We start from the raw sequence: 23964 nt of genomic DNA on the forward strand, positions 1-23964 counted from the left end.
GATCGCCGGCCTGGGTTTTGTTTATCACTCCGTTATCTACCACCCCCCCGCCCCGCCCCCCCCCCCCCCCCCCCCGCCCGGGCCGCGGCGCCGGCCACACCTCCGGCGGCACGTGGCCCCACACCTGCCGTGCCCCCAGGTCGATCGTGTAGCTGTATCGGGTGTCAGCCGGGACGAACTTGCCGCGGGCGGCACGCATGACCGTGCCGGACTCCTCGTGCGTGATCGTCCAGTTCATGATCGGGCCGAACAGGCGGAGCCTTGCGGGGATGGTGCGATACGTGCCCTCCAACGTAACGACCATCGACGCCTCGCCGGGCAATGCCGCCACGGCGGCGGCCGCGCGCACCGGCGCAGTGGCGTACCGGCGCGGGTCTGCCGCCATCAGCGGGATCCGCCACTCGAACACCTGCGCTGTGCGGTCGGTGGTCTCGATCCGGTCAGCGAGCCGCACCCGCGCCTGCCGGGCCATGCGGGCATCGATCACCCGCAGCAGCGTCTGCTGCCGCGGGACGATCACCCGGGCTAGCCGCTGCTTGGCCGCCAGCATCGCCGTCCTCGTGGGTGCGATCGCCACTCCGGACAAGACGATCAGACGCGGCCCGTACCTGCCGGCACCAGCCCATGCCCCGTCCGTGCCGCCCAGGTCGGCTCCCGTGGGAGAGACCGGCGGCGACGACGACCAGCCCTCAGCGCCGGTGACCACCCAGTCGACGCCCCAGCTGTCACGTGCGTTGCCCGCCCAGTAGTCCCCGAGCCGGTACACCGGCGTCTCGATGGGCATGTACGGCAGCGGCGTGGTTTGCACCTGGAGCGTGTTGTCGGCCGACCGCTGCCCGATCGTGTCCACGGCGCGGACCTGCAGCCCGTAGGTACGACCGGCTGCCAGCCCGTGAACGGTGTGCCGGCGGGTGATCACCCCGTCCACGCTGTAGTCGACACCTGATGTTGTGTGCACGACGTTGCCGTCCATCTTGACCTCGTAGCCGACGACGCCGAAGTCGTCCGTTGAGGCGGCCCACTCCACAGTGATCGAGTCTTCATCCGCGGAGACCGTGAAGGCGGGCGTGCTGGGGTCGTGGTCGTTCAGTGTCGTCACGGTCAGCTCGGCTGATGCCACGCTGCGCTGCCCGATGTGATCCACGGCCCGCACCTGCACGGCGAACACGGTGTCGTCCGGCAGCCCGGACATCGCGTACTCGAGCACGTTGGCGTTCGTGAGGACCGTGTGCCCGTTGACGGCGACGTCGTAGCCGCTCACCTGCACGTCGTCAGCGGCGGCCTCCCACTTGACCGTGAACGACGTATAGGACACCGCGGTCACGTGAATGCCCGTGGGCGTGGCGGGCGGCTGATCGGCTGGCGCAACGTGAGTCAGCTGGGCCATCGACGACCGGTTCCCGGACACGTCTGCGGCGTCCACTGTGACCTGGTAAGTCGCCTGCGGGGTCAGGCCGGAGAAGCTGTAGGTGAGGCCGAGCTGATCTGGCCCGACCTTGTTCCCGTTGAGATGGACTCCGTACCCGGCCATGCCGCCCGAATCGGTGGAGGCATCCCAGGCGACCACCAGCGTGTACGGCGATGCCGCGGTGACTCGCACGTTCGCCGGCGCACTCGGTGGTTCCGTGTCGACTTGCGCCTGTAGCGACAGGCTTGCCTTGGCTGACCGGTTCCCGCCGCCGTCCACGGCGTCGACCGCGATGGTGTACGTCCGCCCGGGCGTCAGCGCCTGGAAGGTCCACCCCAGGCCCGTGTGCTGCGTCGCGACCTGGACGCCGTCGAGGTAGATGCCGTATCCGAGGACGCCGGTGATGTGGTCCGTGGACGCATCCCAGGCCACGCTGATCTGCGTGCCGGACACTGACGTCGCCCGCAGCACCCCGGGCACGGTCGGCGGTGTGTTGTCCGTGACGACCAGCAGGGACGCCTTCGCCGATCGGTTCCCGGCGCCGTCCAGGGCGTCGATCTCAACGAGGTAGTTGCGGCCGACGGGCAGGCCGAGGAACGTGCGCGTCCGCCCTTCGCCACCAGGTAGCGAAGGGGTGGGCGTGGTCTGCACGATCGACGTCTTCGCTGACCGGTTCCCAACAGCGTCGACGGCGTCCACGGCAAGCGTGTAGCTGGTGCCCGGAGTAAGGCCGGTCAGTGTGCGCGTCAGCGCAGTTTGGTTGCCGTCTTGCTGGACACCGTCCTTATAGACGCCGTACCCGGTCACGGCGGTGTTGTCCGTGGCCGCGTCCCACGCCAGCGCGACGTCGAGCGGCGACATGGACGTCACCCTCAAATTTGGGGGTGACGTGGGCGGTTGCGGATCCGGCGGAATCACTTCGAAGACGACGTCGTCGATCCAGACGGCGTTCGAGACGCCGTCGCCGGTGTTGTCTCGCTGGTAGCGGAAGGTGATGACGGATGCGCCAACGACGCTGTACGGACCAACCTGTAGCCAGCCGACCTCGCCCCAGTTCCGATACCGCTCCGTCGAACCGATCGAGAAGATGAACGGATCCCAGTTCGCGCCCCCCGCGCCCGCCTCTGTTGAGAGCTTCGCCCAGAACGTCACCGTCTGCGCGCCCGAGGGGACCGTCATCACGCAATCGGACGATCCGCTGTGCGCGACCGTGGCGGTCTTCAGCGAGTATGTGCCGCTGCGCTTCTGGTCCGTGGCCCGAACCCACGTCCCCGACCTCGCCACCAGCGGCGTGCTGGTCTCGAAACCCTCAACTATCTGCGCCATCTGCGGCCCCCGGTCAAATCCATGCGTCCGCGACCTCGATCACCAGCCGTGGCCCCTTGCTCTCCTGGCCTGCCACCAGCGCGCCCGACAGCGTGATCGTGTTCATCCCTGGCTGCAGCGAGAATCGTGCGGGGTAGCGGGCCAGCACGGACCGGGCCAGGCGCGGCTCTGGAAACACGTCAGGCGGCACGATCGCCCACACCTCGCGCGTCGCCAGGTCGATCGTCAGCTCGTACCGCTCGTCGGTCAGGATCGTGCCGGGCTTGGCCCGGATCTCTAATCCGAGCGGGTCCAGCCGGATCACCGGGTTGGCGACGGGGCCGATCAGCCGCAGGTTGGCCGGAATCCCTGGATAGTCGCCGGCCAGCGTGATGGTGGCGCTGCCGCTGGTTTGCGCCGGAGCGAACTCCACCTCGGCATGCACCGGCCGGGGCGCGTACCGCCGGGGATCGGGCGCCCGGAGGACGAGCCCCCACGTGAACGTGCGGCCGCCCATGTCGGTGATGTCCACCTGGTTGGCGAGGCGGACGCGCGCCTGACGGGTCATGTGTGCCTCAGCGACGCGCAGTATCCCGGCCTCATGCGGGTAGAGCGCCTGCACGATCTGCTCTTGCGCCGCGAGCATCGCCATCCTGCTGGGAGCTCTTGCGACACCGGACAGGGCGATGGTGCGGCCGCCGTACTTGCCTGGCCCGGAGAAGCCGCCGTCGGAGGTGTCGGAGTCCCGGGCCAGCGTGATCGCCTCAGCGCCGGACGCCCAGCCGTCCTCCTCTTCCACGATCCACTCGACGCCGGCGACGTCACGCGCGTTACCTGTCCAGTTGCCCAGCCGATAGACGGGGCTGGCCAGCGCAACCCACTCCGCAGGGGGAACCGTGACTGTGACTGCCGCGGCTGGGCCGCGTGCGGACCCGGTATCGACGGCTCGGACCGCGATTTCGTATGTGGCGCCGGCGTCGAGGTCCTCGAGGACCAGGCCGAGCGATGTCGTGGTGGCGACGAGTTGCCCGTCGAGCAGCACCTCGTAGCGGGCCACTGGCAGCTCTCCCGGGTCGGATGCCCGCCATCCCACGGTGATCTGTTCCTTGCCCGGTGATGCGGTCAGATCCAGCGGAGCGGACGGGTCGGCGCCGGCCAGTGTGGAGACGGTCAGGGATGCCGCTGGTGACCGGTTGCCCGCTGAGTCGGCGGCGTCCACAGCGATCGTGTACTCGGTGCCGCGAGCGAGCCGGATGATGGTGTGTTCGAGTTCGGCGTGATCTGCGCCTTGCCGCAGCCCGTTCAAGTAGACGCCATACGCGGCCACGCCTACGTTGTCGGTGGAGGCGTCCCATGCCACCTGCAGGGACGTGAGGGTGGCCTCGACGAGCCTGAGGTTGGCGGGCGTGGTCGGCGGAGTGACGTCCACCTCGGCCATCACGGACAGTTGCGCCTTCGCCGACCGATTCCCCGATGGGTCGACCGCGTCCACTTCGAATGTGTACGCACGGCCCGTGACGAGTGCGGTGAAGGTGCAGGTGAGGCTGGTCTGGTCCGTGCCTTGCTTCAGACCGTCCTTGTAGATGCCGTACCCGGCCACCGCGGTGTTGTCGGTGGCGGCGTCCCACTCCACGCTGATCTGCGTGCCAGTGATAGAGGTCGCCCGGAGGTTGCCTGGAGCGGTGGGTGCCTGGCTGTCGGTGGAGCCGTAGCCGACTACCGCGAACACCGACGTGTTGGTCCCGGCGATCAGGTTGCTGATGGTGAAGGTTTGCGAACCGGGCGCTGGCATAGCACCGTGCGCGAACGCCGAGTACGACTGCGCACCTTCCGCCGTGAAATGCCTGGTCAGCCCGTTGTTCCATTGGGCCGATCCTGCGCTGCCGTTAGGTGCGTTCACCACGGAGAAGACTCGGCCGACCGCATCGGCTGGCACCGTCGCGGTGGCCGACATCGACGCCAACGTGGTGTTGTAGGTGACGTTGAACAGCTTGCGTGCGCAGTCGTCTCGCTCGTGCAGGACGGCGTGCAGCCGCGTGTCCCGCATGGTCAGGGCGACGGACGTTTCCGTTCCCGTGGCGATCCGCGACAGCACGTAGACGTGGTTGAAGCTGGTGGAGTAATGGTCCTGTGTCCAGCCCTCAGGTAGCGCATCGAGTGTGAAATACGAGCTGATCACGAGGATCAGCCGGGCGCCTGGCGTGGCCGGCGTGAACGTGATCTCGTGCGTTCCGCCGGTAGCACCGCCGCTATAGGTTTTCGCGACCCTGTTCGCCACCCTTGATTCCCCCCGATCTCGTTGTGGCCTTGCCGCGCGCTCTGGTGGTTCATTCGCTGAGCAGGGAGGGCGCGGCCCCGGCTGCGGCTACGGCTACGGACCGGCCACCTTGATGCCGTCGAGGTAGACGCCATAGCCGGCGATGCCAGACGGGTCCGAGGCGGCGTCCCAGGCGAGAGTGAAGGAGGTGCCGGTCACTTCGGTTACCCGCAACCCGGTGGGCGCGTTCGGCGGGCTGGAGTCAGTGGGCGGCAGAATCTCCATGGCCGCCCATTCCCAGGCGGCTGCTGCGGTTCCCGCAGCGTCCGCGTTGATCTGGACCGCCTGGCCGGCAGCGGTGGCCGGTGCCGCCTTTCTGCCGACCACGCCACCGCCGTTGGTCCCGTACACGTCGCGGATGGAGTACGCCTCACCTACGTCGGTCGTCGTCGGCAGGGTGGGGGAGGGGTAGTTTGTCGCGTTCTCGTACGCGGCGAAGAAGCAGAGGCTGCCGGATCGGGTGGTGGTGTACGCGGCCGCGTTGAGCGTGTTGGCGGTGCTCGTCCCCGTGCCGGTTGCACCCACTGGCGATGCGTCGGCGCCGGTCACGAGCCAAGCCTTGGCCCCGCCCAGCACATCGCTGAAGGTTGAGCCGGTGAGCTGGATGACCAGGCCCGTCTTGGCGGCCGGCACTGAAGCAGTCCACATCTGCGCATACCGGTTCGCGGAGATTCTCCGTGACGTCCACGTCAGGCTGCCGCCCGCGACCGTGAAGTTCGCCCACGGGCCCGCCCACGTAAGGACCAGCAGCGAGTTCGCCGGCGCGTCGAACGCGTTGAGACTCAATGTGGACAACCCGGCCTTGACGGCCGGCGTCGTTGCCACAGCGAGCGACATGAGTAGCCTCCCCCGGTGACTACTGAACTGATCAGCGAATCCGGGATGGTACGCAGGAGCGCCGCTACCGTCGCGTCGCAGCCCAGCGGACGGCTACTGCCAAGCCCGGTGTTCGTCCTGTCGCCGCCGCGCTCCGGGTCCACGCTGCTGCGACTCATCCTGGACAGCCACTCCCGCGTGCACGCCCCGCATGAGTTGCCGCTCGGCGACATCGCCGTCCACGTCCCGGCCGGTGTCCCCGCCGCGGCGCTCGCCCTACTCGGCCATGACCAGACGACAACGGAACATCTGCTGTGGGACCGGCTCCTACATGAGCAACTGGATCGCTCTGGACGCTCGATCCTGGTGGTGAAGCATCCAGATCACGTGCTCATGTGGAAGCGCCTGGCCGCCTGCTGGCCAGACGCACGGTATGTGTTCCTGCTGCGTCACCCCGCCGCCATCGTCGCGTCGTGGAGCAACGCGTTCGGCCACCCACCCGACGCGGCCGCCGCCCACCTGCGCCAGTTCACTGCGGCGATGTCCGACGCACGCCGGTCGTTGCCGGGAATGACCATCCGCTATGAAGACCTCGTCGCCGATCCCACTGCCGAGATGGCGCGCGTGTGCGACCACATCGGTGTCGAGTTCGAGCCAGGCATGCTGGACTACGGCCGCCACCGGCACGGCCCGCTGCAGCGCGGCCTGGGCGACTGGCTCGACACCATTCGCAGTGGCCGCATCCAGCCAGCGCGTCCTGCTCCTGCGGTCTCCGACGTTCCGGAGACGCTCACCGATGATGCCGCCGACTGGGGCTACATGAAGTGAGCCCGCGCGGCAGAAGGGCAGCCGCCGCGATGGCGCTATGCGGGTAGGGTGCGCCGTTCCCGTCATAGCGCCCACATCGCCCAACGAGTACGAAGGTTGCACATCATGACATAGAGCCTTGATCGCCGCGTTTCCACCCAAACGTCAGCGCCACCAGATGTCCACAGGCGCCCAAACAGCGACCGGCCGACCCTATGGTCCACAGAGGCCATTCAAGGCCCCACGGAGCCTCTGAGCGCCTCTGCCCGGAGGGCTGTCGTTCTGAAAAGCGGGCATTTCCGATCAAATCTTCGAGTGGGCCGATGACGCACATTAGCGCCCCCGGTCATGAGGCGCTGGCGGCATGCCCAGCCGCCGCCAGCGCAGCCCCAACCCGCCCGCCTCAGGTGTCAGGTGATCCGATCTGGCCATCGCTATGGCCACTTTGGATGGCACGCGGCCAAGTACCGCTTCACCTGACACAGCGCATCTGCCCGACAGGGGACCGCGTGTCCTCTGCCGGGCAGGCGTACGGCGGTATACCCCAGTTACGGAGTCGCGACGTACGGCGTGAAGCTGCCGTACACGAATGATTCGGGCCGATCAACTACCAGGCCAACCCGCTCGCTGGCCTTGATCACGACGGTGCCCTCAAGGAAGCTGTTGCCCGTTTCCGTTGAGGCTTGCACAACCACGGTTTCGCGATCGTAGAGCTTGGCACCCTGGCCGAAGCTGCCGAGGACGAACTTGCCGACACGCATCGCCGCGGTGTCGATCACGTTCAACCTCCACACCCTCTTTTCAGCGCCGATGGCAACGCTGACGGCTACGCGGAAGGCGCCCTGGTTGTCTTCCTCCAACTCGATGCCCTCGAAATCGATGGGGTGGAGGATGATTCCGTTCGGGTCGAAGTAGCTGAGAATCGACAACGTCATCGCCCGGCGAACCTGCGCGGTCCGCTTGTCGGACGCCTTGCCGGTGTACAACTGCACGCCGGGGGTGTTGGTGATGCCGAGGATGGTCTCGCCGGCGCCGGTGCCGAAGAGGATCTCTTCGTCTTCGCGCAGCTTGACGCCATCTATGAGATCCCTCTCGACGATGCCACGAAGTCGGCTCTCATCCGACAGCGTGTTCTTGTGGATCACCTCAAAGTGCCCGATTTCCGCGATCGGCGCGGTGTAGGACTCGTAATCCCACTTCGACTTCGGAGCCTTGCCCCACATGTCGGTCGCGGCTCCGGTCGCGGGGCCGCCGTCGGCTGCGGTCCGTTCCGGGATGTAACCGGCGTTGTTGACGAACCCGACCTGGCGCACGCCGTACAGCACGTTGGCCTGCGTGGACTCGGCGGGAAACAGGTCGCGGACGCGCGAGGGCCGCCGCTGCCGCTCGGTGATACCGACCTTCTCCGCCATGCCGAAGCCCGGGTGGCTGACAGTGCCGCCCGACAGGCTGAAGGTGTCCTTGGTCTCGAAGCTGTACAGGCCCTGCGCGAACGTGGTGATGCCGCGGATCTCGCGGAAGCCGCTGGCCTTCATCTGGAGGAACTCCGGCGACTCCAGCCACGCCTGTGACAGCGACTGCTGGGTGCCGCGGCCCTGCTGGGCGGCGATCTGCCCAGCGACGGACGTGCTGGCCGGCATGTCCAGGTACTCGGCGATGCCGAGGGCCTTCTGCTCGGCGACGATGAGCGCCTTCAGCTCGGTCGCGTTGTCGATCGCGGCCAGGTAGTCGGCGTGCTGCTCCTTCGTCAGGACCATGTGGCCCTTGCCGGTCTCGTCCTTGAAGGAGGAGCGGATGCGGTCGATGTCGGCGGCCTTGGTCTGGAGCCGGTCGTTCAGGTCCTTCAGGTGCGCCTTGGACGCGGTGGCAGTCATCTGCCGTCCCCCCGTGTGCTGACTGCTTTCGGATGGCGATCCGTCCGCCCGGTCAGCACCGGGACAGCCCTCAGATCTAGAGCTGGCATGTACGGGGTTGCCGCGTTTACGTCGTGTCGGGCAGGTCAGCCCGTTGACGATTTCCGCAGTTCACGAGCGGTCGTTGGCGCCGCTGTCCGGCCCGCGCGACGGCAAGCGGCCGTCGGTTGTGCTCGGTCGCGGCGCTACGCACGCGGCAACTAGCCGTGATCATCTGTTGTGGGGGTGATCTTCCGGCTATCGTGATCCGGGCTCGGGGGTTGGATCGTTCCCAAAGGGAGGTTGGCGTTGAAACGACGCCTGTCCGCTTTACTCGTCGCCGCTGTCGCATCCACAGCGGCCGCCGTCACCGGCGGGGCCGCGCAAGCCGCTCCGTCGTCCACCACCGCCGAGGCGTTCGCGCCGAAGCTGCTGAAGTTCGGCCAGAGCGTAGTCGTCAAGGGGGAGAGGGGAGGCCGGCTGAGGGTGACGCCGACGGGCGTCTACTTCCACCGCACCCGGCCAGACGATTCACCGAAGCCCACCACGAAGTACTTCACCGCAGTGGCGTTCACCGTGCAGGCGCTCGACAAGGCGGACCGGCTTCCGCCGCCCGTGGCCGGCGGCCAGTGGTCGGTCCGGGTTGGCGGCCGCGATTTCGACGCCTCCTCCGGCAACGCCGTCCAGGTCCCGTGGATCGGGCGCGTCCCTGAGGGCGTCCAGCGAACCGACAAGGGCGACAAGGACGTGGTGATCGAGTCGTTCGATCTGCCCGGGATGGGCGGCATCCTGATGTGGAAGGACCGCTCGGCCGGCTCGTTCCGCTGGCAGATGCCGCGCAAGACGTCCGGGAAGCACCTGGAGCCGGTGCACGAGGCGTTGAAGGCGTACTACGGCGAATAACGCGTCGGCCGCGGCGCCGAGGTCCGCCCCGGCGCCGCCGCTGGCAGAGCGCGTCCTCATCGCCCCGACCAGGCGCGTACAGGTTCCGTGGCCTGCGCCGCCAGGGTCATCCAGCCAGTAAACCTGGCGCACCGCCTGGTCTAACCCCAACTGCTCTCGAGGAACGACTGGATCATGGCCAGCGTCGGTCGGCTCCCCTGTTGGACAGGCTGAGCTTGGCAACCGGCAGTCGAGCTCACCTCAGGCGTGGCGACGTCGGGCGCCAGGATGTTGGTGGAGTGCCCGACGCCGGGAACCGAGTACCACGTGGCTGTCGCGCACGTTCGCTCCACCGCCTGGTACAGCAGCTTGCTCTGGTCATGCGGCACCAGGGTATCCGCCTGCCCATGCGCAATAAGGATGGGCGGATCGGTGGTCGAAACATAGGTGATCGGGTTGGCCTCGCGGGCGCGGGTCAGACAGGTCTGGATGGCGCAGCCGATGAGCTGCGACTCGGGCGAGCCCGGGTCATCGTGGCAGTCCGTCACACTCATCTGCTGGTTGAACGCCTCGCAGGCACCTGGAAGCATCTGCCCGTTCATCGTCGGGAAGTCGGTCGGGCTGTACAAGTCGATGGCCGCCTGCACTCTGCTGGACACGCCAGTGACACCCACGCTGCCTTCAAGGTGAGGCACGTCGCCAGTGACCGCGACCATGGCGCTTGCATAGCCGCCGGAGGAGTCACCCATGATCGCGAACCGGGAGGGGTCGATGCCGTATCGGGGAGCGTACGCGCGCAACCACCTGACCGCCGCCTTGGCATCATGCACCTGCGCGGGGAAGCGTGCCTGGGAGCTGGATCGGACGGACACGCCTGCCACGACGTAGCCAGCCGCAGTGAAGTGCGGCGCGATCTGGGCGGCGAACTCCTTGCCGGTGTCGCCACGCCATGCGCTGCCGCCCGTCACGATAAGCAGCGGCCGCAATCCCTTGCCCGCCCGCGTGGGCACGTACAGGTCGAGCAGGTGGCCGCGGCTGCCAGCAGGTTGCGCAGGCGCGTACGCGATGTCCTTACGAACAGTGAGACCCTCCAACGGGGCGCCACTTCCTGCGGTGGAGGAACAGGCCGCGCTGCTCAGGAGCGTCGCCGTGATGGCAGCGACGACGGCGGCCACACGCGGCAGTCTCCGTGAGCGCACACCAGTGCGGCTGGTTGCCGAGGACGTAGTAGGCATGGGCCAATCCCTCTCTGGGTGGAAGGTTCGTGGAGGTCGTGGTCCCGGCGCGAGCGCGGGACATGCTGCCGTTGGAGCAGGCGCGGCGGGAACGGCCAGGCGTCAGGCATCCGCTCTCACCGCCCGCAACTGGGTGTCGACAACGACGAGACGGCCGACCGCCCAGCGGACGACCGGGACGGCGAGGCTGTTGCCGAGCTGTCGGTAGCGGGGCGAGTCGGCCTGCTCCTTCGCGCCGGACCGGATCGTCCAGTCGTCCGGGTAGCCCTGAAGGCGCTCGCATTCGCGCGGAGTCAGCCGTCGTACGCCGCCCGTGGTGAGGTCGCCGACCTGGCCGTACTCGTTAAGCTCGTAGGCGGGCAGCAGGTTCTGCGTTTCGTCGCCAGCGGGGCCGCCGGTGCCTTTCGCCCACTTCGCGGTCACGGTCGCCGCCACGGCGTCGACCTGCTGGGCCGCCTGGCGGGAGGTGGTGGCGACCATGGGCATCGACGAGCCGCCGCCCGGGGTTCGCAGCGCGTACGCGGGGTCGCCGAGCTGGCCGTGTTCGAGCATGCTTTCGCCTCTGCGGCCTCGCAACGCCACCGGGATGGCGGTGACGGCGGGGCGGCCTGTCGTGCACAGCGGCGGGCATGGGTCGCCGGGGGCCGGGTTGGACCGGTTGGCCGGGCTGGTGATCTGAGCCAGGTCGTAGGCGACGATCGGCGTGCCGCGGCCGGTGCCGTCTTCGCCGGCGTCGTGCCCTTCGCAGGTAAGGGCATGGCTGATCGCCCCCAACGTGGTGACGGCCGCCGGTGCTCCGTCCCGTCCCGGCTCGTCCGCGGGCAGCAGGGACGGCTCCGTCCGGACGGCGGCCCGGCTGGGGTCGCCGTCGGGGTTGTACGCGACGATCGGCGTGCCGCGCCCGGTGCCGTCTTCAGCGGACATGAGGTATCCGCACCGCAGCGTGTGTGTGACGGTCCCGTTGGTGGTGACGTACGCGCCGGAGCCGTCCAGGTCGGTGCGGTGGCCGCCCGGGTTGGCCGCTAGAGGCCCGGCAATGTCAGGCGTGCCTGCGGCGACGCCCCAAGCCCGGCTACCTGCCGGAGCGCTGCGTCGAGCGCGGGCGGCAGCTTCTTGTTGCGGCGTTCTGCGCGGCGCAGGATGCCGAGCGCCGCTGTCTGGCTCAAAAAGTACTTGTTCGGCACCGGCGATGTCTCCAAGACATCCGACAATGAAGACACGACGGCGCCGCTGGGGAACTCCGAAGTATTGCGCATCGAGAACCCGCCACGACACGCCGTACCCGAGTTCGGCCAGCTCTTGGACCACGATCCCCATGTCGCGGCCGCGGTTTGATGACAGGAGCCCGGGCACGTTTTCGAGGAGCAGCCAGCGGGGTCGAAGCTCACGGGCGAGGCGGACGATCTCGAAGAAGAGGCCGGAGCGGCCGCCGTCGAGGCCTGCGCGGAGTCCGGCGACGGAGAGGTCCTGGCAGGGGAATCCTCCGGTGATGATGCCGTTTGCGGGGTCAAAGCCTGCTGCGAGTAACTGCTCACCAGTGACGGTCCTTACGTCGTCGAACAGAGCGCTGTCGGGGAAGTGATGGGCGAGGACGCCCCGCGCGGCGGCGTCGATCTCCACGGAGGCGACCGTTTTCACGCTGGCGCGCTGCAGCGCGAGTTCGAAGCCGCCGATGCCTGCGAACAGCGACACCGCCGTCATCGGCCTGGCCGGGTCGGCGCTCGCGAAAGCGGAAGACGTGGGGGCGGCGGGTGTCACGGGATCTCCCAGAGGGTGCGGGCCACCACGGCGACGCCGCTGGTGCGGGGCCTGGACGTGCACGACCAGGTGCCGCGCGCTGGCCGGTCGGCGACCTTGCGCCAGCCGGCGGCGCGCAGCGACGTGCCGGGTTCGGGGTGCTGGGTGTAGGTGATGAGGCGTTTCCAGCCGAGGGCGCGGGCGGCCCGCCATGCGGCGCCGTACAGCATCGAGCAGGCGTTGCGCTGGCCTTCGATGACGGCGACCCGGGTCACTTCGAGGGTGGCGCCGTCGTCGAGGTGCCGGTTGACGGGGCGGCCGACGGTGGCGACGCCGACGAGGGCGCCGTCGTTGGCGACGCCGACGGAGTACTTGTGGCCTTGCGGCGGCCGGTGGTGGCGGTGGTGCTCGGCGACGAATGCTCGTGCCTCTGCGAATGTCACCGGCACCACGGCGAGCGTGCTGGTCATGCGAGCGCCGCGGCGAAGTCGAGCACAGCTTCTGCGGCCGCCCACTCCTGCTCGGTGAGCTGCTTCATCTGCGACGGCAGCGCCGACGGTGCGGTCGAGTCCGGGTATATGGCCGGTTCCGGCGGCAGCTCCTGCTCCTGGTTCGGCTTTCTGCTCGCGGGCACCGGGTCGTGGTCAATGCCGGCGCTGGTGAGAACTTCGGCCAGGATGGCCATCGCCTGCCGGAGCCGCTTGGCGTTCGCGTCCGACAGGACGCGGCCAGCCTTGACCTCCCAGCCGGTGCCGACATCCGTCCAGGTTTCGGCAGCGTGCTTGACGGTGTACGCGGCGTCCTCGACAGCGGCCAGGGCGACGAGCGGGTCGGCGGGGCCGTGGGCGGTCACCGTGACGGGGACGAGATCGCCGAGGAAGATGTCGCCGGCCGGTGTCAGCGAGTACGGCACCTGGTAGGCGATTTCGGGCCGGTGTCCGGCCGAGTCGTCCGGGCGGACGGTGACGATCGCCATGTCGGCGAACGTGGCCTCGACGCACGCCCAGCCGCGTTCTCCGCGGCTGGCCAGCCACAGGTGAACGGCGTCGCGGACCTTGTCGCGTGCTTCCTCAAACGCGATCGGAATAGGAAGGCCGGCGGCTCGGAGCGCATCCAGCCGAGCGTCCTTCGTCTCCGCTGCCGCAGCGGCGGAGAGGGGGAAGTGGCGGTGGTCGTCGTCAACGGCGATCGACACGTTGGTGAAGGTGACGTCGACCGGCGGCAGCGGTGCGGGCGGCTGCTCGCCGGGTGAGATGTAGGCGAGGGTGACGTGCGGGGTGAAGCCGTGCGCGGTTGAGTACGGCACGCCAGCGGCGTCCAGGGCGTCGATGATGCGTTCACGGACGGTTTCCAGGCCGGGCACGTCCACGGTGGCCCACACGGGGACGCCGTCGTCGCCGGCCGGGAAGACGCCGATGCCGCCGACGGTGCCCCTGAGAACTGGCAGGTCTGCGGCTGTGTCGGCGACGGCCTGCTCGGCAGCGGCGAGCGTCTCGTCATCGACGCCCTCGCCGAGGTAGGCGAGCGTGACGTGCAGGTGGTCGGGGTCCAGGCCGCCCGGCTGGGCGAGTTGGGCGGCGGTGTCAGCGGGCAGGAGCAGAGCCACCATGGAGCGCGGCCCGCTGCTGTCGCCTTCAGCGTCTGGCATGTCCGCGATCAAGTCGGCCCATTCGGCGCCGACGCTCGGGGACGCCTTCTGCTTGTGGCGGCGCGGCTGCTCGTCCTGGCCGCGGTCTCCACCGCTGACGTTGCTGGCGGGACGCATGGCCTTCACCGACAACGTGGCCGACTGGCTCGCCGCGCCGAACAAGACGGGAGAGTATTCGTATAGGTCCAGGTCGAGGATGCGGCGAATGCCTGTCTTGGGGTCCTTCCGGGACTTTCCCTGGGGCACCTGGTAGCCAATGCTCCACTCGCATTCGTCCGTTTCGCTGAAGAATCGAACGTTTTCGTACGCGTTGCGGCCATCATCGGATTTCAAGTTGAAGCGGCACCGCACGTACAGCGCGCCAGCCTCGCGCGGCCACGGCCGGCCGTCCTTCGCGTGGGAGGGCAGCCGCGGGTCACCCGGCAGCCACTCCTCCACCAACTCGGTACGCGCCGTCCAGATTTTGGTGTCGTGCGAAAAGATGCCCTTCGGCCGACGTTCGCGCAGCGTGCGAGCGAAGGCGCCGGGGACGATGATGTCGCCGACGCCATCGAGGACGCCGGTGACGGCGACAAGTGCTTCAACGGTGCCGTCACCTTCGCCGTCGGCCGCAATCTGCGCGGCCCTGGGCGCGGCTGTCACAGCTTTGTGTTCGAGCCGCTCCATCCACGGTGTGCTCAACGAGCCCCCTCCGCCGTCGGTCAACGGCGGGCAGAGTGGCAAACGAGAGGGCTTACGTCGCATAGACGACATGCGACGGATACCGGCGCATAGCGACCGCGCCTTTCCCATGCAGGAGCGTTCTGCCCCGGCGGGTTACAAGCCACCTGGCTAGAAACCAGCTTGGAAGGGCGATGTTCGCGTCGGCCCGAATGCGTGGGAGGGCCGTACCCGCCCACGCTCTTGTCACTATCCGTAGGTGCACGGCCCGTGTTTCCCGGCCACTCTGTTGCAGAAAGTCACTTCTTGCGGGTGTATTCGCCGACCACCTGCAGGCGTGCCGCCCATATCCGCCGTGCGCGGTGACGGTCACCTCGCGCGCATGAGCGATCAGCACCACGGCCGCGGCCGCGCCATCGGGGTCCGGCAGAGGGATCGTGACCACCCATTCCTGCCGTCTCGACCGGGAGCGGAACGGCAGCGACTGGTCGCCATCGTCCGGGTCGGCCGACTTCACCTCGACGTACACGCACGGGTCCGGGAAGAAGACGGGGCGGGCCAGCAGGTTCTCTCGCGGGGGCTCGTAGCTGACCACGACGGCGCCCACCGCTCGGGTCTTGAGAGGACGGGCGTGGCCGGGTGCAGCTTGGCGGCCTCGTAGACGACAAGCCCGCCGTCGTGCCGCATGTACGGCTGATGCCCGGCTACCGGGCTGGCGGACTGTAGACCTGTCGCGGCGGCCACCGCGCGGTGAAGGCGCCGTCCATCAGCCCGGCCAGGTCTCGTACGCCGCGGGCGCCGGTCGGGTAGTCGATGCCGTGGCGTGGAGCACATCGTTGACGGCCTCCAGCTCGTTGCGGAGCTGCTGCAGCTCGTTCTCAACCGCAGCCAGCGTTTGCATGCGGGCACGAGCACACGAACGCGGCCCGGTCCTCGGGGGCGATGCCAAGCTGCGCAGCCGCCTGTTCGGCGGTGAGCTGGTGGGTCACAGGGTCACGTCGTACACCTCGGCCGCAGTGCGGTCCTGGTTGATCTCTACGCGGCCGGTCGCTCTGGCGGTGAGTAGCGACACCGTGCCGGCTATCCGCGACAGGCCGAGGTCGTGGACGACCTGGAGGCAGGCCAGGTCGCCCACTGCGCCGCGACGTTCCCAGCAGCCGGCCCGGTCGGGACGTAGCAACCCGGGCGGCAGGCTTGGGCCCGGCCGGAACACAATGAACTGTGTTGCGCCCGGGATCGCCTGCAAGGTGAAGCCGTACATGATCCTCCAGCCCTCCTGGTCGCGACTGGCCTCGGCCGGGTACGCATACGGCTGCAGGTCCTCCGCGGCGAGCACGGCGACGAAGTGGGGCGCGTCGAGGATCTTCGCGAGCCGCGCCTTCGCGGTCGAGATCACCTCCTCCCGGATCCCGTACCGCAACTGGTGGGCGGAGATGTAGGAGTAGCCGTGCACGTGCACGGCGGTGCCAGCGGGGAGCAGCTGCTTGGCGATCGCCGTCATCCCGCCCTTGATGCGGTCCGGGCCGCTGCCGGCGATGTACTCGCCGAGCACGGGCGCCCGGTCCTCGATGAGCAGCCGCACGCCGTACACCGTCGCCCACTGCTGACCGGGCACGATGGGGCCGAGCGGGGGCACCCTGGTCCGGCTGTCGCATTCGGCGCGTTCGCGCAGCTGCTCGAAGTGGCCGCGCAGGTCGGCCGCCTGCTCGCCCGTGATGACCTGCTCGACCGCCTCACCGGCCGCGTCCACCCACAAGGCGAGGGCGGCCACGCGGCGTTCGCGGATCTGCTGCAGGACGGGGTGGTCGTGCAACGGCCCCATGATGAGCCGGGTCGCCTCGTCCACGAACACGTCGACGGGCATCCGGTCCAACATGCCGTCGAGCAGGGCGCGCAGGTCGTCGGTGTTCGGAGGCATGCGGGGACCTCTCCATGTCGGGGAGAGGGAAGGTAGACGATCCCGCCGCTTACGTCTTCGGCGTAGTAGCCGATGAAGGCTTAGCGCGAGCGCTACGAGTGGAAGCTCCGCATACGGCTGTAAGAGCAGAACGTTAGAAGTGAGCTTTGTAGTGCGGCCGAACAAGTCAGGGGATGCAATGAGGACCCTACATCTCACTGCAGCGAACACCGTCGGCGATGTACAGTCGAAGGTAAGCCGGATGGATAGCTGGCCGTCTTAACGCGTGAAGTCAGGCGTGAAGGCGGCGTAGGAAGAGGCGCCTCGCGTTCCGTCGATCGAGCAGAAGCGCGAGACACCCCTTGCTTACCTACTTGCGTTGGTCATGGGTTGAGTTTGGAGCTGATACCTCCGGGCTCAACCGACCAAGCGCCAGATGACCTCCACCACGAACAGAACCCTGCGAATGATCTTCGCGATGTTCTTCGGTTCGGGCCATCTCGCCCGCTTGGGGAAGCGGGGCTTCTTCTCTCCCATATCGGCACCTCTCGATGGGGGAATCGGAGCCGGTTGACTCCGCGGAGGTCAACCGGGTTCCCTCAGGAAAGGTGCTTCCACCACGTTAGAACATGCGCGTGGGAAGTGCCTCGGAAAGCGCCCGCACGGGCGGTGCGGCACATCAGGCGGGTGGCGCTTAATGCCTGTAGCGTTTCGGGGTGTGATCAAGCGTCTACCTTGGGTGACGTTCGTTGATCTTCTCCACGCCTTGATCAACTAGGTGTGATGCACATCACACCACCGGACCCCTCGCGCGCCCACAGATCGCCAGGACCGAGTCAAGCGCGAAGAAGTAGCCAGCCCAACTTCCCGCCGGCGCGAGGCTCTCCAGCCTCCTCGCGCTAACGGCAGCCCCGAGCACGCGCCGACGGCCCGCCAGTCGGTTTTTCAAGCTTGCAGGCTTCATTTCATGCCTGCCAGCTTCTATTGAGGCACACTGCCTTTATGTCTGGCGTCACCCCCATAACCCCCCGCGTCAGCGCGCACCTACGCGACCTGCTCACACAGCGCATTCCCCAGGAAGCCGCCGCCCGCCGGCAGGTCCTGGCCGATCCCCGATGGCAAGTCACCTGGGACATGACCGCCGTCGAACGAGCATCGATCCGGGCCGCCGCCCGCGCACACATCGCCGACATGCGCGAGCGCGGCGAACTGCTCGACACCGTCGACGCCCTGATGACCCACGCCGTCCGGATCGAGCTGACGCGGCGCGGCTGGGACCACGACTGGCCGCCGGTGCCGAACATCGCGCCCAGAGCGGGCAGGTGGCCGGGCAGCGTCGATCAGCAATGGCCGGCGAAGATCAACGCGCGACTCCCCGCGGACCTGGTGGCCCGGGTGCACGCGGCGTGCTGGCACACCAGCGCGGAAGCGATCGGGGAGCTGCGCCGCTGGCGGGACAACCACCCCGAGGTCGTGACCGAGCACCGGGCGCCGACCTTGTGGGCGCAGTACAAGGCGCTGGCCGACCAGGTCACCACCCCGGGCGACGTGTGGCGGCAGGCCCTTGGCCGGCTGCTCGCCCCGTGAACTCCGAGCGGTGGACTTTTAAAAGCCTGATGGCTTGTAATCAAGCCTGCAAGCTTGGAGCTCAGGCCACGGTACAGCCGTTAGCGCTACCGGCCAGTAACGAAGTGCGTCGGCTGCGGCCGTCGTGTACATTCCCGTCAACGGCTGCAACGCCAGCCGTCTCCCCGGAGCTGACCTCCGTCTCCCACGCAGACGGGCAGCGCATGACGGGGAGAGAAGGTCCTGAGCGGATCGACGTACCTCGCCAGACTTCCCGCGTTACGCGGCCTCGTCCTGCGGTGGGGTGCGTGGCCCCCGCCGGAAGGACATCCCTGTGACCAAGCACAGCAACCGCAAGGCCAAGGTCACCGCCTACGCCACCGAACACGGCCTCACCTACCAGCAGGCGCTGCAGAAGCTCAACGAGGCCGACCAGTCGATCGCGCCCAAGCAGCCGGTCAAGGCCCGCATAGTCAAGGCCGGCTGTTCCTGGTGGATCGAGATCACCGCCGCCCGCTACTGGCAGACGGACAACGCCGGCGTCTACGGCTACCGGCCGTTCCCCCTCTGGCCCGACACCGTGCCGCTCGACCCGGCCCGCCTCGACAAGGCGCTCGCCGGGCACGGCTGGGAGCGCCACGTCGAGGAATGGCCGACCGAGCTCGCCGGCGACGCCGCGGTGTTCCTGCGCCGCACGCCAGACGGCCACGCCGAGGACCGCGCCCGCGAAGACAAGATGCGCGCGGACGGCAAATGGGAGTGCCCAGCCGGGCTGTGCGGTGAGTACGAGGACGAGACCGAATGCGACTGCGACGGCATCAGCTTCTGCTGGGACTGCAACAGCTCGGGCATGGTGGAGCGACCGGTAGAGCACTGCTGCTACTGCGGCGGCAGCCCCTACTGCCAGTGCTGCAAGATCTGCAGCGTCTCCTGCATTGGGGACTGCCGCTGCCCCATCGGCGTGTACCTGCAAGACGGCCGCCTCGTCACCCTCTGACGCCCCCTGAACGACCGGAGGAGAATCCCCGTGACCCAATTCCGCGCGATGGACGACAACGCTGCCGAAGCCGACGAGGTGCTCGCGATCGCCATCCCGTGGCTACGCGCCTGCCCCGATCTCGTCGTCGGCAGCACCACCCAGCTCAGCCACCGCGGCAACGGCCGCCGCGTCGTATTCGAGGTGCTGCTCGCACCCGACCGCGGCCCGCAACGCGCCCACGCCGAACGCGTCGACCAGCCCGCCACAGCGCCGGCGCAACGCCGTGCGCTGCCCCGGGGGCGGAGGACGCGGTAACCCAGGTGCCCATTGCGTACACAATGATCATGCAGTCTCGGTGCCGGCGCCCTCGTCGACCTCGCGCAGCTCCGCAAGAGAGACGATCTCCTCCAGCTGGTAGTAACCCGGGACATCGACCGCATGCCCGTCCCGGGTGACCTTGTACCAGACCTCGCCCGGCCGGGCGCTTGGCTCGCGCATCTGGGCGAAGATCCAATGCGCGGTGCCGGCGCGGAGCTCGACCGGCTCGACACGCAGACCATCCGGCCCTTCCAGATAGCGGCCCATCACACCGCCCACCTCGCCGAGCGCACCATGGCCCGACACTACGCCGGACCCACTCAACCGCGCAGGAGGGCCCGGCTCGCGCGCGTGCGCGTGAATGCCTCGCAAAAGGCGCCAGGAGCAGGAGTATGGGGCGTGTGGCGAGTGACGCGGAGCGCGAGTATCTCCTGGCAGTCGGATGGTTGCGGTCGCTGCTGGACAGCGCTCGCCGCATGGAGGAGATGGGCGCGCCCACGTTGTTCGTGAATGCGTTCCGGCTGCGAATCGAGAGTGCGGCGGACCTGCTGGAGGAAATCCGGGAGGACTTGATTCCTGATGTGCGCCCGTCAAAGGTGGAGCGTGAGGGGCGCGACTCTAACGACTGAGCTCGCCGACGTCGTACGGCTCGGTCATAGCGCGATGAAGAGCTGGGGTAGCTCGGCGAGTTCGTCGCGGATGTCACGGTGGCGCTGCCGGCGTTCGAGTTCGGCGGCAATGGCGGCGTGGTAGGCGTGGTTGACCTCGGCGGGGGTCAGGTTCCAGCCGTTCACCTCGTCCTCGAGCGCGGTCCGGGCCTGCTCGGCCTCGTCGATGGCTCGCTGCTGATCGGCCTTTATCTGCTCGGCGAAGGGGCTGTCCCAATTGGGGAGGGCACCGAGGTTGTCGGCCGTGCGCTTGGTCTGGACTGCCGCGATGGCTATGTCGGAGACGGATCCGTGCATGGACAGGCCGTCGTGGACGAGCATCAGCGCCGGGTGGTAGCCCCGGAGGGTGTCTACCTCCTTCAAGATCAGTGTCTCGGTGAGGCCGCTGACCCATTCGTGGACTGCGAGGGTGAGGTACCTATCGGTCTCCTGGGACTGGAACACGCGGTCGGCGCGGGCGAAATGGGTGGGCCAGTCGAAGGTGGGCTTCTCGTGGACGCGGGAGCGCAGCAGTTCGGTGCCGCGCTGCCACACGATGTGCCAATGGGTGAGTTGGCTGTCGCCGCACCGGTCGGGGTGGTAGTTGACGACGCCCCATGGCTGGCCGTTCAGTGTGCCGTCGTCGGCGATTAGTGGCTGCTCGCGGATCTGCCGGAAGACGGTGAGCGTCATCCTCCTGCCGTTGACGGTCAGGGTCATCAGGTCCACGGCGGCGGTGCCGATGGCGGCGGCGGGGGGCGTGATAGTGATCAATTGGGGCCTTCCTGGCTTCGTTGGCAGCGTGGGCTGAGCCCACCTGAGGAGCAAAGTACCGAGCGAGGACCTCGTCCGGGATGCCTTCCCGCAGTCGGGGCCGATCCCGTACGCCTTGGACAGCGCATCGATCAGGGCGCGGGCGCACTGGCAGCAGCAGAGGGCCGGTTGGGCGAAGCGGCGGCCGACGGCGATCGGGTCGGCGGCGATGGCGTCGATGACGGCCTGGTCGTGGGGGGGCGCGGTTCGTCCGTTGCCGGGCGGACAGCCATTCGCCGAGTGCCGTGCAGCCCGGCGGGCACGTTCTGCTTGTAGAGGATGGGGCCATTGCGAGCCTTGGGCGGCCACGCGTGGAACTTGGGGACGGTGCCGCGCCGGGTCTTGGCGTTCTGGCGCCGCCAGTAGGTGATCGTGTCCGGGTTGTGCGGGTCGGGGATGGCGTAGACGCCTTCCGGCAGGTCGAGTGCGTCCGTCATGGAGCTTCCCCCGGGTTCTGGTGGATGACGCCGCGTGCAATGTCGTAGAGCCACTCCTGGGTTTCGGTGATGGGTTTACGGACGGGTGGGGGTCGAAGAGTTGGGTGACCTGCTCTCCTCCCGACAGGATGAGGTTGCCGGTGTCGGGGTTGTATCCGGTGATGGTGGTCCGCTCCCACCGGATCGGCTCCTTGCCGGCCATGGTGACGGCAGGGGCCACGAACTGGTCAGGGCTGCGTTCGATCTCACGGCCCTGGAAGGTGCGCTCGGTCGCTGTGGCCTTCCCGGCTTCGTCGAGGAGGCGGGGGGCCGTTCGTGCTCGTCCATCCACACCTGCAGCAGGACATGCTCCGGGTCGTCCGGCGAGATCGGCGAGATCGGGCGCCAGCACGGTTCGCTGTCGCCAGCGGGGACCCATGCCTCATCGAGTTGCTCGATGCCCTTGAAGGCGAGGCGGGCCGGGTAGTGCTCGAGCAGCATCAGCGGCCGGCCGTGGAGGGAGACCAGGCTGGGCCCAGATGTGTTCGATGCCGTTGGTGACCGTCAGGCCGGTGCCGGTCTCGGTCACCACGGCCAAGTGGCCGGCGCCGGGCAGGGTGCGGAAGGTGGCGCCGATGCGGGTGGGGCCCGGACGTGGAGCAGCCACGGCTGATCCTGTTCGGCGACTATGCGCACTTGGGGGATGACGTGGGCGAGGGCGGGACGATCTCCTGCAGCTCGTAGTAGCCCGGGACGTCTACAGCGTGGCCGTCCCTGGTGACCTTGTACCAGATCTCGCTGGCCTTGGCGGTCGGCACTCGCATCCGGGCGAACAGCCAGTGCTCGCTCGTGGGCGTCAACTTCACCGGGGTAACGCGCAGCCCCTTCGGCCCCACGGAGTGCCGGCCCATCACGCCACCCGGCCGGCTGCCACGCTCCCCATGTCACGACGATACGCCGCGGCCTACGGCCGGAAGGAAAAGAGGGCTCGCCCAGGGTCGCCTTATGCCTCGCAAAATGCGCCCACGGGGCCCAATGGGCGGTGGTAGAGGTGGGAGTTCCGGAGGTAGCGGAAGCGGGTTCATGGCGCGGGCTCGCATGGTGTCGCTGGTCGGCGATGCGTTCGGCCGCGTCGGCTTCCCGAGGGCGGTCCCGACGCGCAGGCCGCGTCTTGAAGGTAGACGGGGTGCTCGCCATCCGTGACCTGATGGCTCGGGAGCTGGCGTTCATGGCGCGTAACCCTGGGCTGGTGCGCAATCCGGCTGGGCTGGACACTGTCGCTGCGGAGTCTGTCAGCTGTCCGCCGGAGCGCGCTGGAAGGCTGATCAAACGGGCGTGGGCCGTTCTACCGTGTTGCGGCGGCCGGTTCCCGCGTCCAGTCCCAGGATTTCCCGGGCTGCCTGAAGGAAGGCGGAATCGTCGTTGGGGTCGTCGGGTCCGTCCGGGTGGGTTTCCCGCCACTCGAACCTCAGCCGCGACAGCGCACGCGCTGGATCGGTCACAGCAGCAGCACTCCTTCCCATTCGGTTCCGGCCATGACTCGGGAGCCGAGCCATTCGTCGCGACGATACTTCATCCCCGGGCGACGACCCATTTGGGAGATGCGATGCGCGAGTGGGAAGGCAGGCTGGCCGTATCCCGCTCGCGCATCGTCGAGGAGCTCTTCGAGCATGGCGATGTCGTTGAGGATCTGCTGCAACTTGGGGTCGTCGGCCGGGCCCGGCCACGAGTCGCGCGCCCAGGCCAGGTCGGAAAGCTCCCGCTTCAGGTTGCCGATGACGGTCGTAGCGCTCCATTCGTTGGCGAAGTCGTATCCCGCAGCGGCCCACATGTAGCCGCCGTCGTCTTCGCTGGCGAACAGCTCGATGCGGTCGAACCCGTCTGTGCGGTACAGCCGCTCAAGGTGGTGGTTCCAGGACGAGCCGAAACCGCGGCCTCGATGATCGGGCTCGAGCACCTGGTACTCGTGGTCGGCCCACAGGGTGCCGTCGGGATCGCGGACGAGTTTGCGGGTGGACTTCCCCGCGGTGCTGCCGTCGGCGGCGTGAATGGTGACGGTGAAGCGCACGTAGTGGCCGCCGCCGCTGGCTGGCGTGTGGGTGCCGGTGGTGACGTCGTCAAGGGTGGCCGTGTAGCCGTCGCCGTACGTGCGGCCTTCGAGGAGACGGGTGAGCCCGGCGCGGGCGGCCGCTCGTGCGGTGTCTGGCTGGGTGTCCTGGCCGGGGATGAGGTCGGCCAGGCGTGGCCCGGCCGGAACCGCTGCGGGAGCGGGGGCGGCTGGCGCGGCCGGAGCTGTTCGTGCGGCGGAGGCGGCCGGGCCAGGTGATGGTGCCGCTGTTGCTGTGCGACTGGCGGGGAGTGGGCGGAGCCTGTGCCCGGTCACCAGGGTCGTGGCGCCGTCGTCCCACAACACGGTCACGTTGCGGCCGTCGGCCGAGAACTGCGCGGTGCCGCGCCGGGCGTGGCCGGCGAGCTGGACGCGCTCGCCCATGCGGATCCAGCGGCCCCGCCACCCCCGTGCTTGCCATGTTCCGCCTGGTGCATGCGTTCCGGCCGCAGCCCGATGACGAATCTGCGGCCGGTACGCCTTCGTGTCGGCGCCGGACGGGGATGCGGTGAAC

22 protein-coding genes are annotated in these 23964 nt (G+C 68.4%); 6 read left to right on the forward strand and 16 right to left on the reverse strand.

The features are described from left to right. From AB0F17_RS34870 to AB0F17_RS34880, 3 genes are all read right to left on the reverse strand, one after another. Positions 1–2734, reverse strand: a 2734-nt coding sequence (locus tag AB0F17_RS34870; protein WP_358031618.1) for a fibronectin type III domain-containing protein, incomplete at its 3' end; no start/stop codon positions are given. A 13-nt stretch (positions 2735–2747) separates the two neighbouring features. Beyond that, positions 2748–4991, reverse strand: coding sequence for a fibronectin type III domain-containing protein (locus AB0F17_RS34875; RefSeq protein WP_358031619.1), 2244 nt, complete (start codon positions 4989–4991; stop codon positions 2748–2750). A gap of 93 nt (positions 4992–5084) precedes the next feature. Further along, positions 5085–5867, reverse strand: coding sequence for a hypothetical protein (locus tag AB0F17_RS34880; protein ID WP_358031620.1), 783 nt, complete (start codon positions 5865–5867; stop codon positions 5085–5087). Between the two features lie 15 nt (positions 5868–5882). Here AB0F17_RS34880 and AB0F17_RS34885 point away from each other — a divergent pair, with 15 nt between their 5' ends. Further along, positions 5883–6674 carry a sulfotransferase gene (locus tag AB0F17_RS34885; protein WP_358031622.1) on the forward strand — a complete coding sequence of 264 codons (792 nt, stop codon included), beginning with the start codon at positions 5883–5885 and terminating at the stop codon, positions 6672–6674. Between the two features lie 527 nt (positions 6675–7201). Here the strand turns inward: AB0F17_RS34885 and AB0F17_RS34890 are convergent. Next, positions 7202–8527 carry a phage major capsid protein gene (locus AB0F17_RS34890; protein ID WP_358031623.1) on the reverse strand — a complete coding sequence of 442 codons (1326 nt, stop codon included), beginning with the start codon at positions 8525–8527 and terminating at the stop codon, positions 7202–7204. A gap of 327 nt (positions 8528–8854) precedes the next feature. Here AB0F17_RS34890 and AB0F17_RS34895 point away from each other — a divergent pair, with 327 nt between their 5' ends. Continuing rightward, positions 8855–9448 (forward strand): hypothetical protein, encoded by a 594-nt coding sequence (locus AB0F17_RS34895; protein ID WP_358031624.1) that lies wholly within the window; start codon positions 8855–8857, stop codon positions 9446–9448. Positions 9449–9588: 140 nt separating this feature from the next. On the opposite strand, the gene AB0F17_RS34900 is transcribed toward AB0F17_RS34895, so the two are convergent. The 6 genes from AB0F17_RS34900 to AB0F17_RS34925 all read right to left on the reverse strand — a co-directional run bounded on the left by AB0F17_RS34900 (position 9589) and on the right by AB0F17_RS34925 (position 16625). Then, positions 9589–10602, reverse strand: coding sequence for an alpha/beta hydrolase (locus AB0F17_RS34900; RefSeq protein ID WP_358031626.1), 1014 nt, complete (start codon positions 10600–10602; stop codon positions 9589–9591). Between the two features lie 162 nt (positions 10603–10764). Continuing rightward, entirely contained in the window at positions 10765–12420 is a 1656-nt protein-coding gene (dcm, locus tag AB0F17_RS34905; protein WP_358031628.1) for a DNA (cytosine-5-)-methyltransferase, read from the reverse strand. Continuing rightward, positions 12417–12869 (reverse strand): XF1762 family protein, encoded by a 453-nt coding sequence (locus AB0F17_RS34910; RefSeq protein ID WP_358031629.1) that lies wholly within the window; start codon positions 12867–12869, stop codon positions 12417–12419. Before AB0F17_RS34910 ends, dcm begins: the two co-directional genes overlap by 4 nt. Further along, the gene (locus AB0F17_RS34915) at positions 12866–14728 is read right to left on the reverse strand and encodes a 2'-5' RNA ligase family protein (protein ID WP_358031630.1); all 1863 of its coding nucleotides are present in this window, start codon (positions 14726–14728) and stop codon (positions 12866–12868) included. Before AB0F17_RS34915 ends, AB0F17_RS34910 begins: the two co-directional genes overlap by 4 nt. 745 nt (positions 14729–15473) lie before the next feature. Next, entirely contained in the window at positions 15474–15608 is a 135-nt protein-coding gene (locus tag AB0F17_RS34920) for a hypothetical protein (RefSeq protein ID WP_358031632.1), read from the reverse strand. 84 nt (positions 15609–15692) lie between these two features. Further along, positions 15693–16625 (reverse strand): hypothetical protein, encoded by a 933-nt coding sequence (locus AB0F17_RS34925; protein ID WP_358031634.1) that lies wholly within the window; start codon positions 16623–16625, stop codon positions 15693–15695. 981 nt (positions 16626–17606) lie between these two features. Between AB0F17_RS34925 and AB0F17_RS34930 the strand changes: the two genes are divergently transcribed. From AB0F17_RS34930 to AB0F17_RS34940, 3 genes are all read left to right on the forward strand, one after another. Then, positions 17607–18191, forward strand: a complete 585-nt coding sequence (locus AB0F17_RS34930) for a hypothetical protein (RefSeq protein WP_358031635.1) — start codon at positions 17607–17609, stop codon at positions 18189–18191. A 313-nt stretch (positions 18192–18504) separates the two neighbouring features. After that, positions 18505–19167 (forward strand): hypothetical protein, encoded by a 663-nt coding sequence (locus tag AB0F17_RS34935; protein ID WP_358031637.1) that lies wholly within the window; start codon positions 18505–18507, stop codon positions 19165–19167. A 30-nt stretch (positions 19168–19197) separates the two neighbouring features. Then, positions 19198–19464 (forward strand): hypothetical protein, encoded by a 267-nt coding sequence (locus tag AB0F17_RS34940; RefSeq protein WP_358031639.1) that lies wholly within the window; start codon positions 19198–19200, stop codon positions 19462–19464. Between the two features lie 27 nt (positions 19465–19491). Here AB0F17_RS34940 and AB0F17_RS34945 read toward each other — a convergent pair whose 3' ends face one another. Continuing rightward, complete coding sequence (locus AB0F17_RS34945) at positions 19492–19734, reverse strand: hypothetical protein (protein WP_358031640.1); 243 nt, start codon at positions 19732–19734, stop codon at positions 19492–19494. A gap of 125 nt (positions 19735–19859) precedes the next feature. Between AB0F17_RS34945 and AB0F17_RS34950 the strand changes: the two genes are divergently transcribed. Beyond that, positions 19860–20096: a hypothetical protein gene (locus tag AB0F17_RS34950; RefSeq protein ID WP_358031642.1), complete on the forward strand. Its 237-nt coding sequence runs from the start codon at positions 19860–19862 to the stop codon at positions 20094–20096. A gap of 24 nt (positions 20097–20120) precedes the next feature. Here the strand turns inward: AB0F17_RS34950 and AB0F17_RS34955 are convergent, their stop codons facing one another. From AB0F17_RS34955 to AB0F17_RS34975, 5 genes are all read right to left on the reverse strand, one after another. Continuing rightward, entirely contained in the window at positions 20121–21107 is a 987-nt protein-coding gene (locus AB0F17_RS34955) for a DUF6011 domain-containing protein (protein ID WP_358031841.1), read from the reverse strand. Further along, entirely contained in the window at positions 21020–21364 is a 345-nt protein-coding gene (locus tag AB0F17_RS34960) for a hypothetical protein (protein WP_358031845.1), read from the reverse strand. Before AB0F17_RS34960 ends, AB0F17_RS34955 begins: the two co-directional genes overlap by 88 nt. A 665-nt stretch (positions 21365–22029) precedes the next feature. Next, on the reverse strand, positions 22030–22254 hold the full coding sequence (locus AB0F17_RS34965; RefSeq protein WP_358031644.1) for a hypothetical protein: 225 nt from the start codon (positions 22252–22254) through the stop codon (positions 22030–22032). Positions 22255–22668: 414 nt separating this feature from the next. Continuing rightward, positions 22669–22845: a hypothetical protein gene (locus AB0F17_RS34970; protein WP_358031645.1), complete on the reverse strand. Its 177-nt coding sequence runs from the start codon at positions 22843–22845 to the stop codon at positions 22669–22671. After that, positions 22842–23834: a hypothetical protein gene (locus AB0F17_RS34975; RefSeq protein ID WP_358031647.1), complete on the reverse strand. Its 993-nt coding sequence runs from the start codon at positions 23832–23834 to the stop codon at positions 22842–22844. The genes AB0F17_RS34970 and AB0F17_RS34975 overlap by 4 nt, the downstream gene beginning before the upstream one ends. Positions 23835–23964: the final 130 nt, after the last annotated feature.

This window comes from Nonomuraea sp. NPDC026600, from assembly GCF_040638335.1.
Classification (GTDB): domain Bacteria; phylum Actinomycetota; class Actinomycetes; order Streptosporangiales; family Streptosporangiaceae; genus Nonomuraea.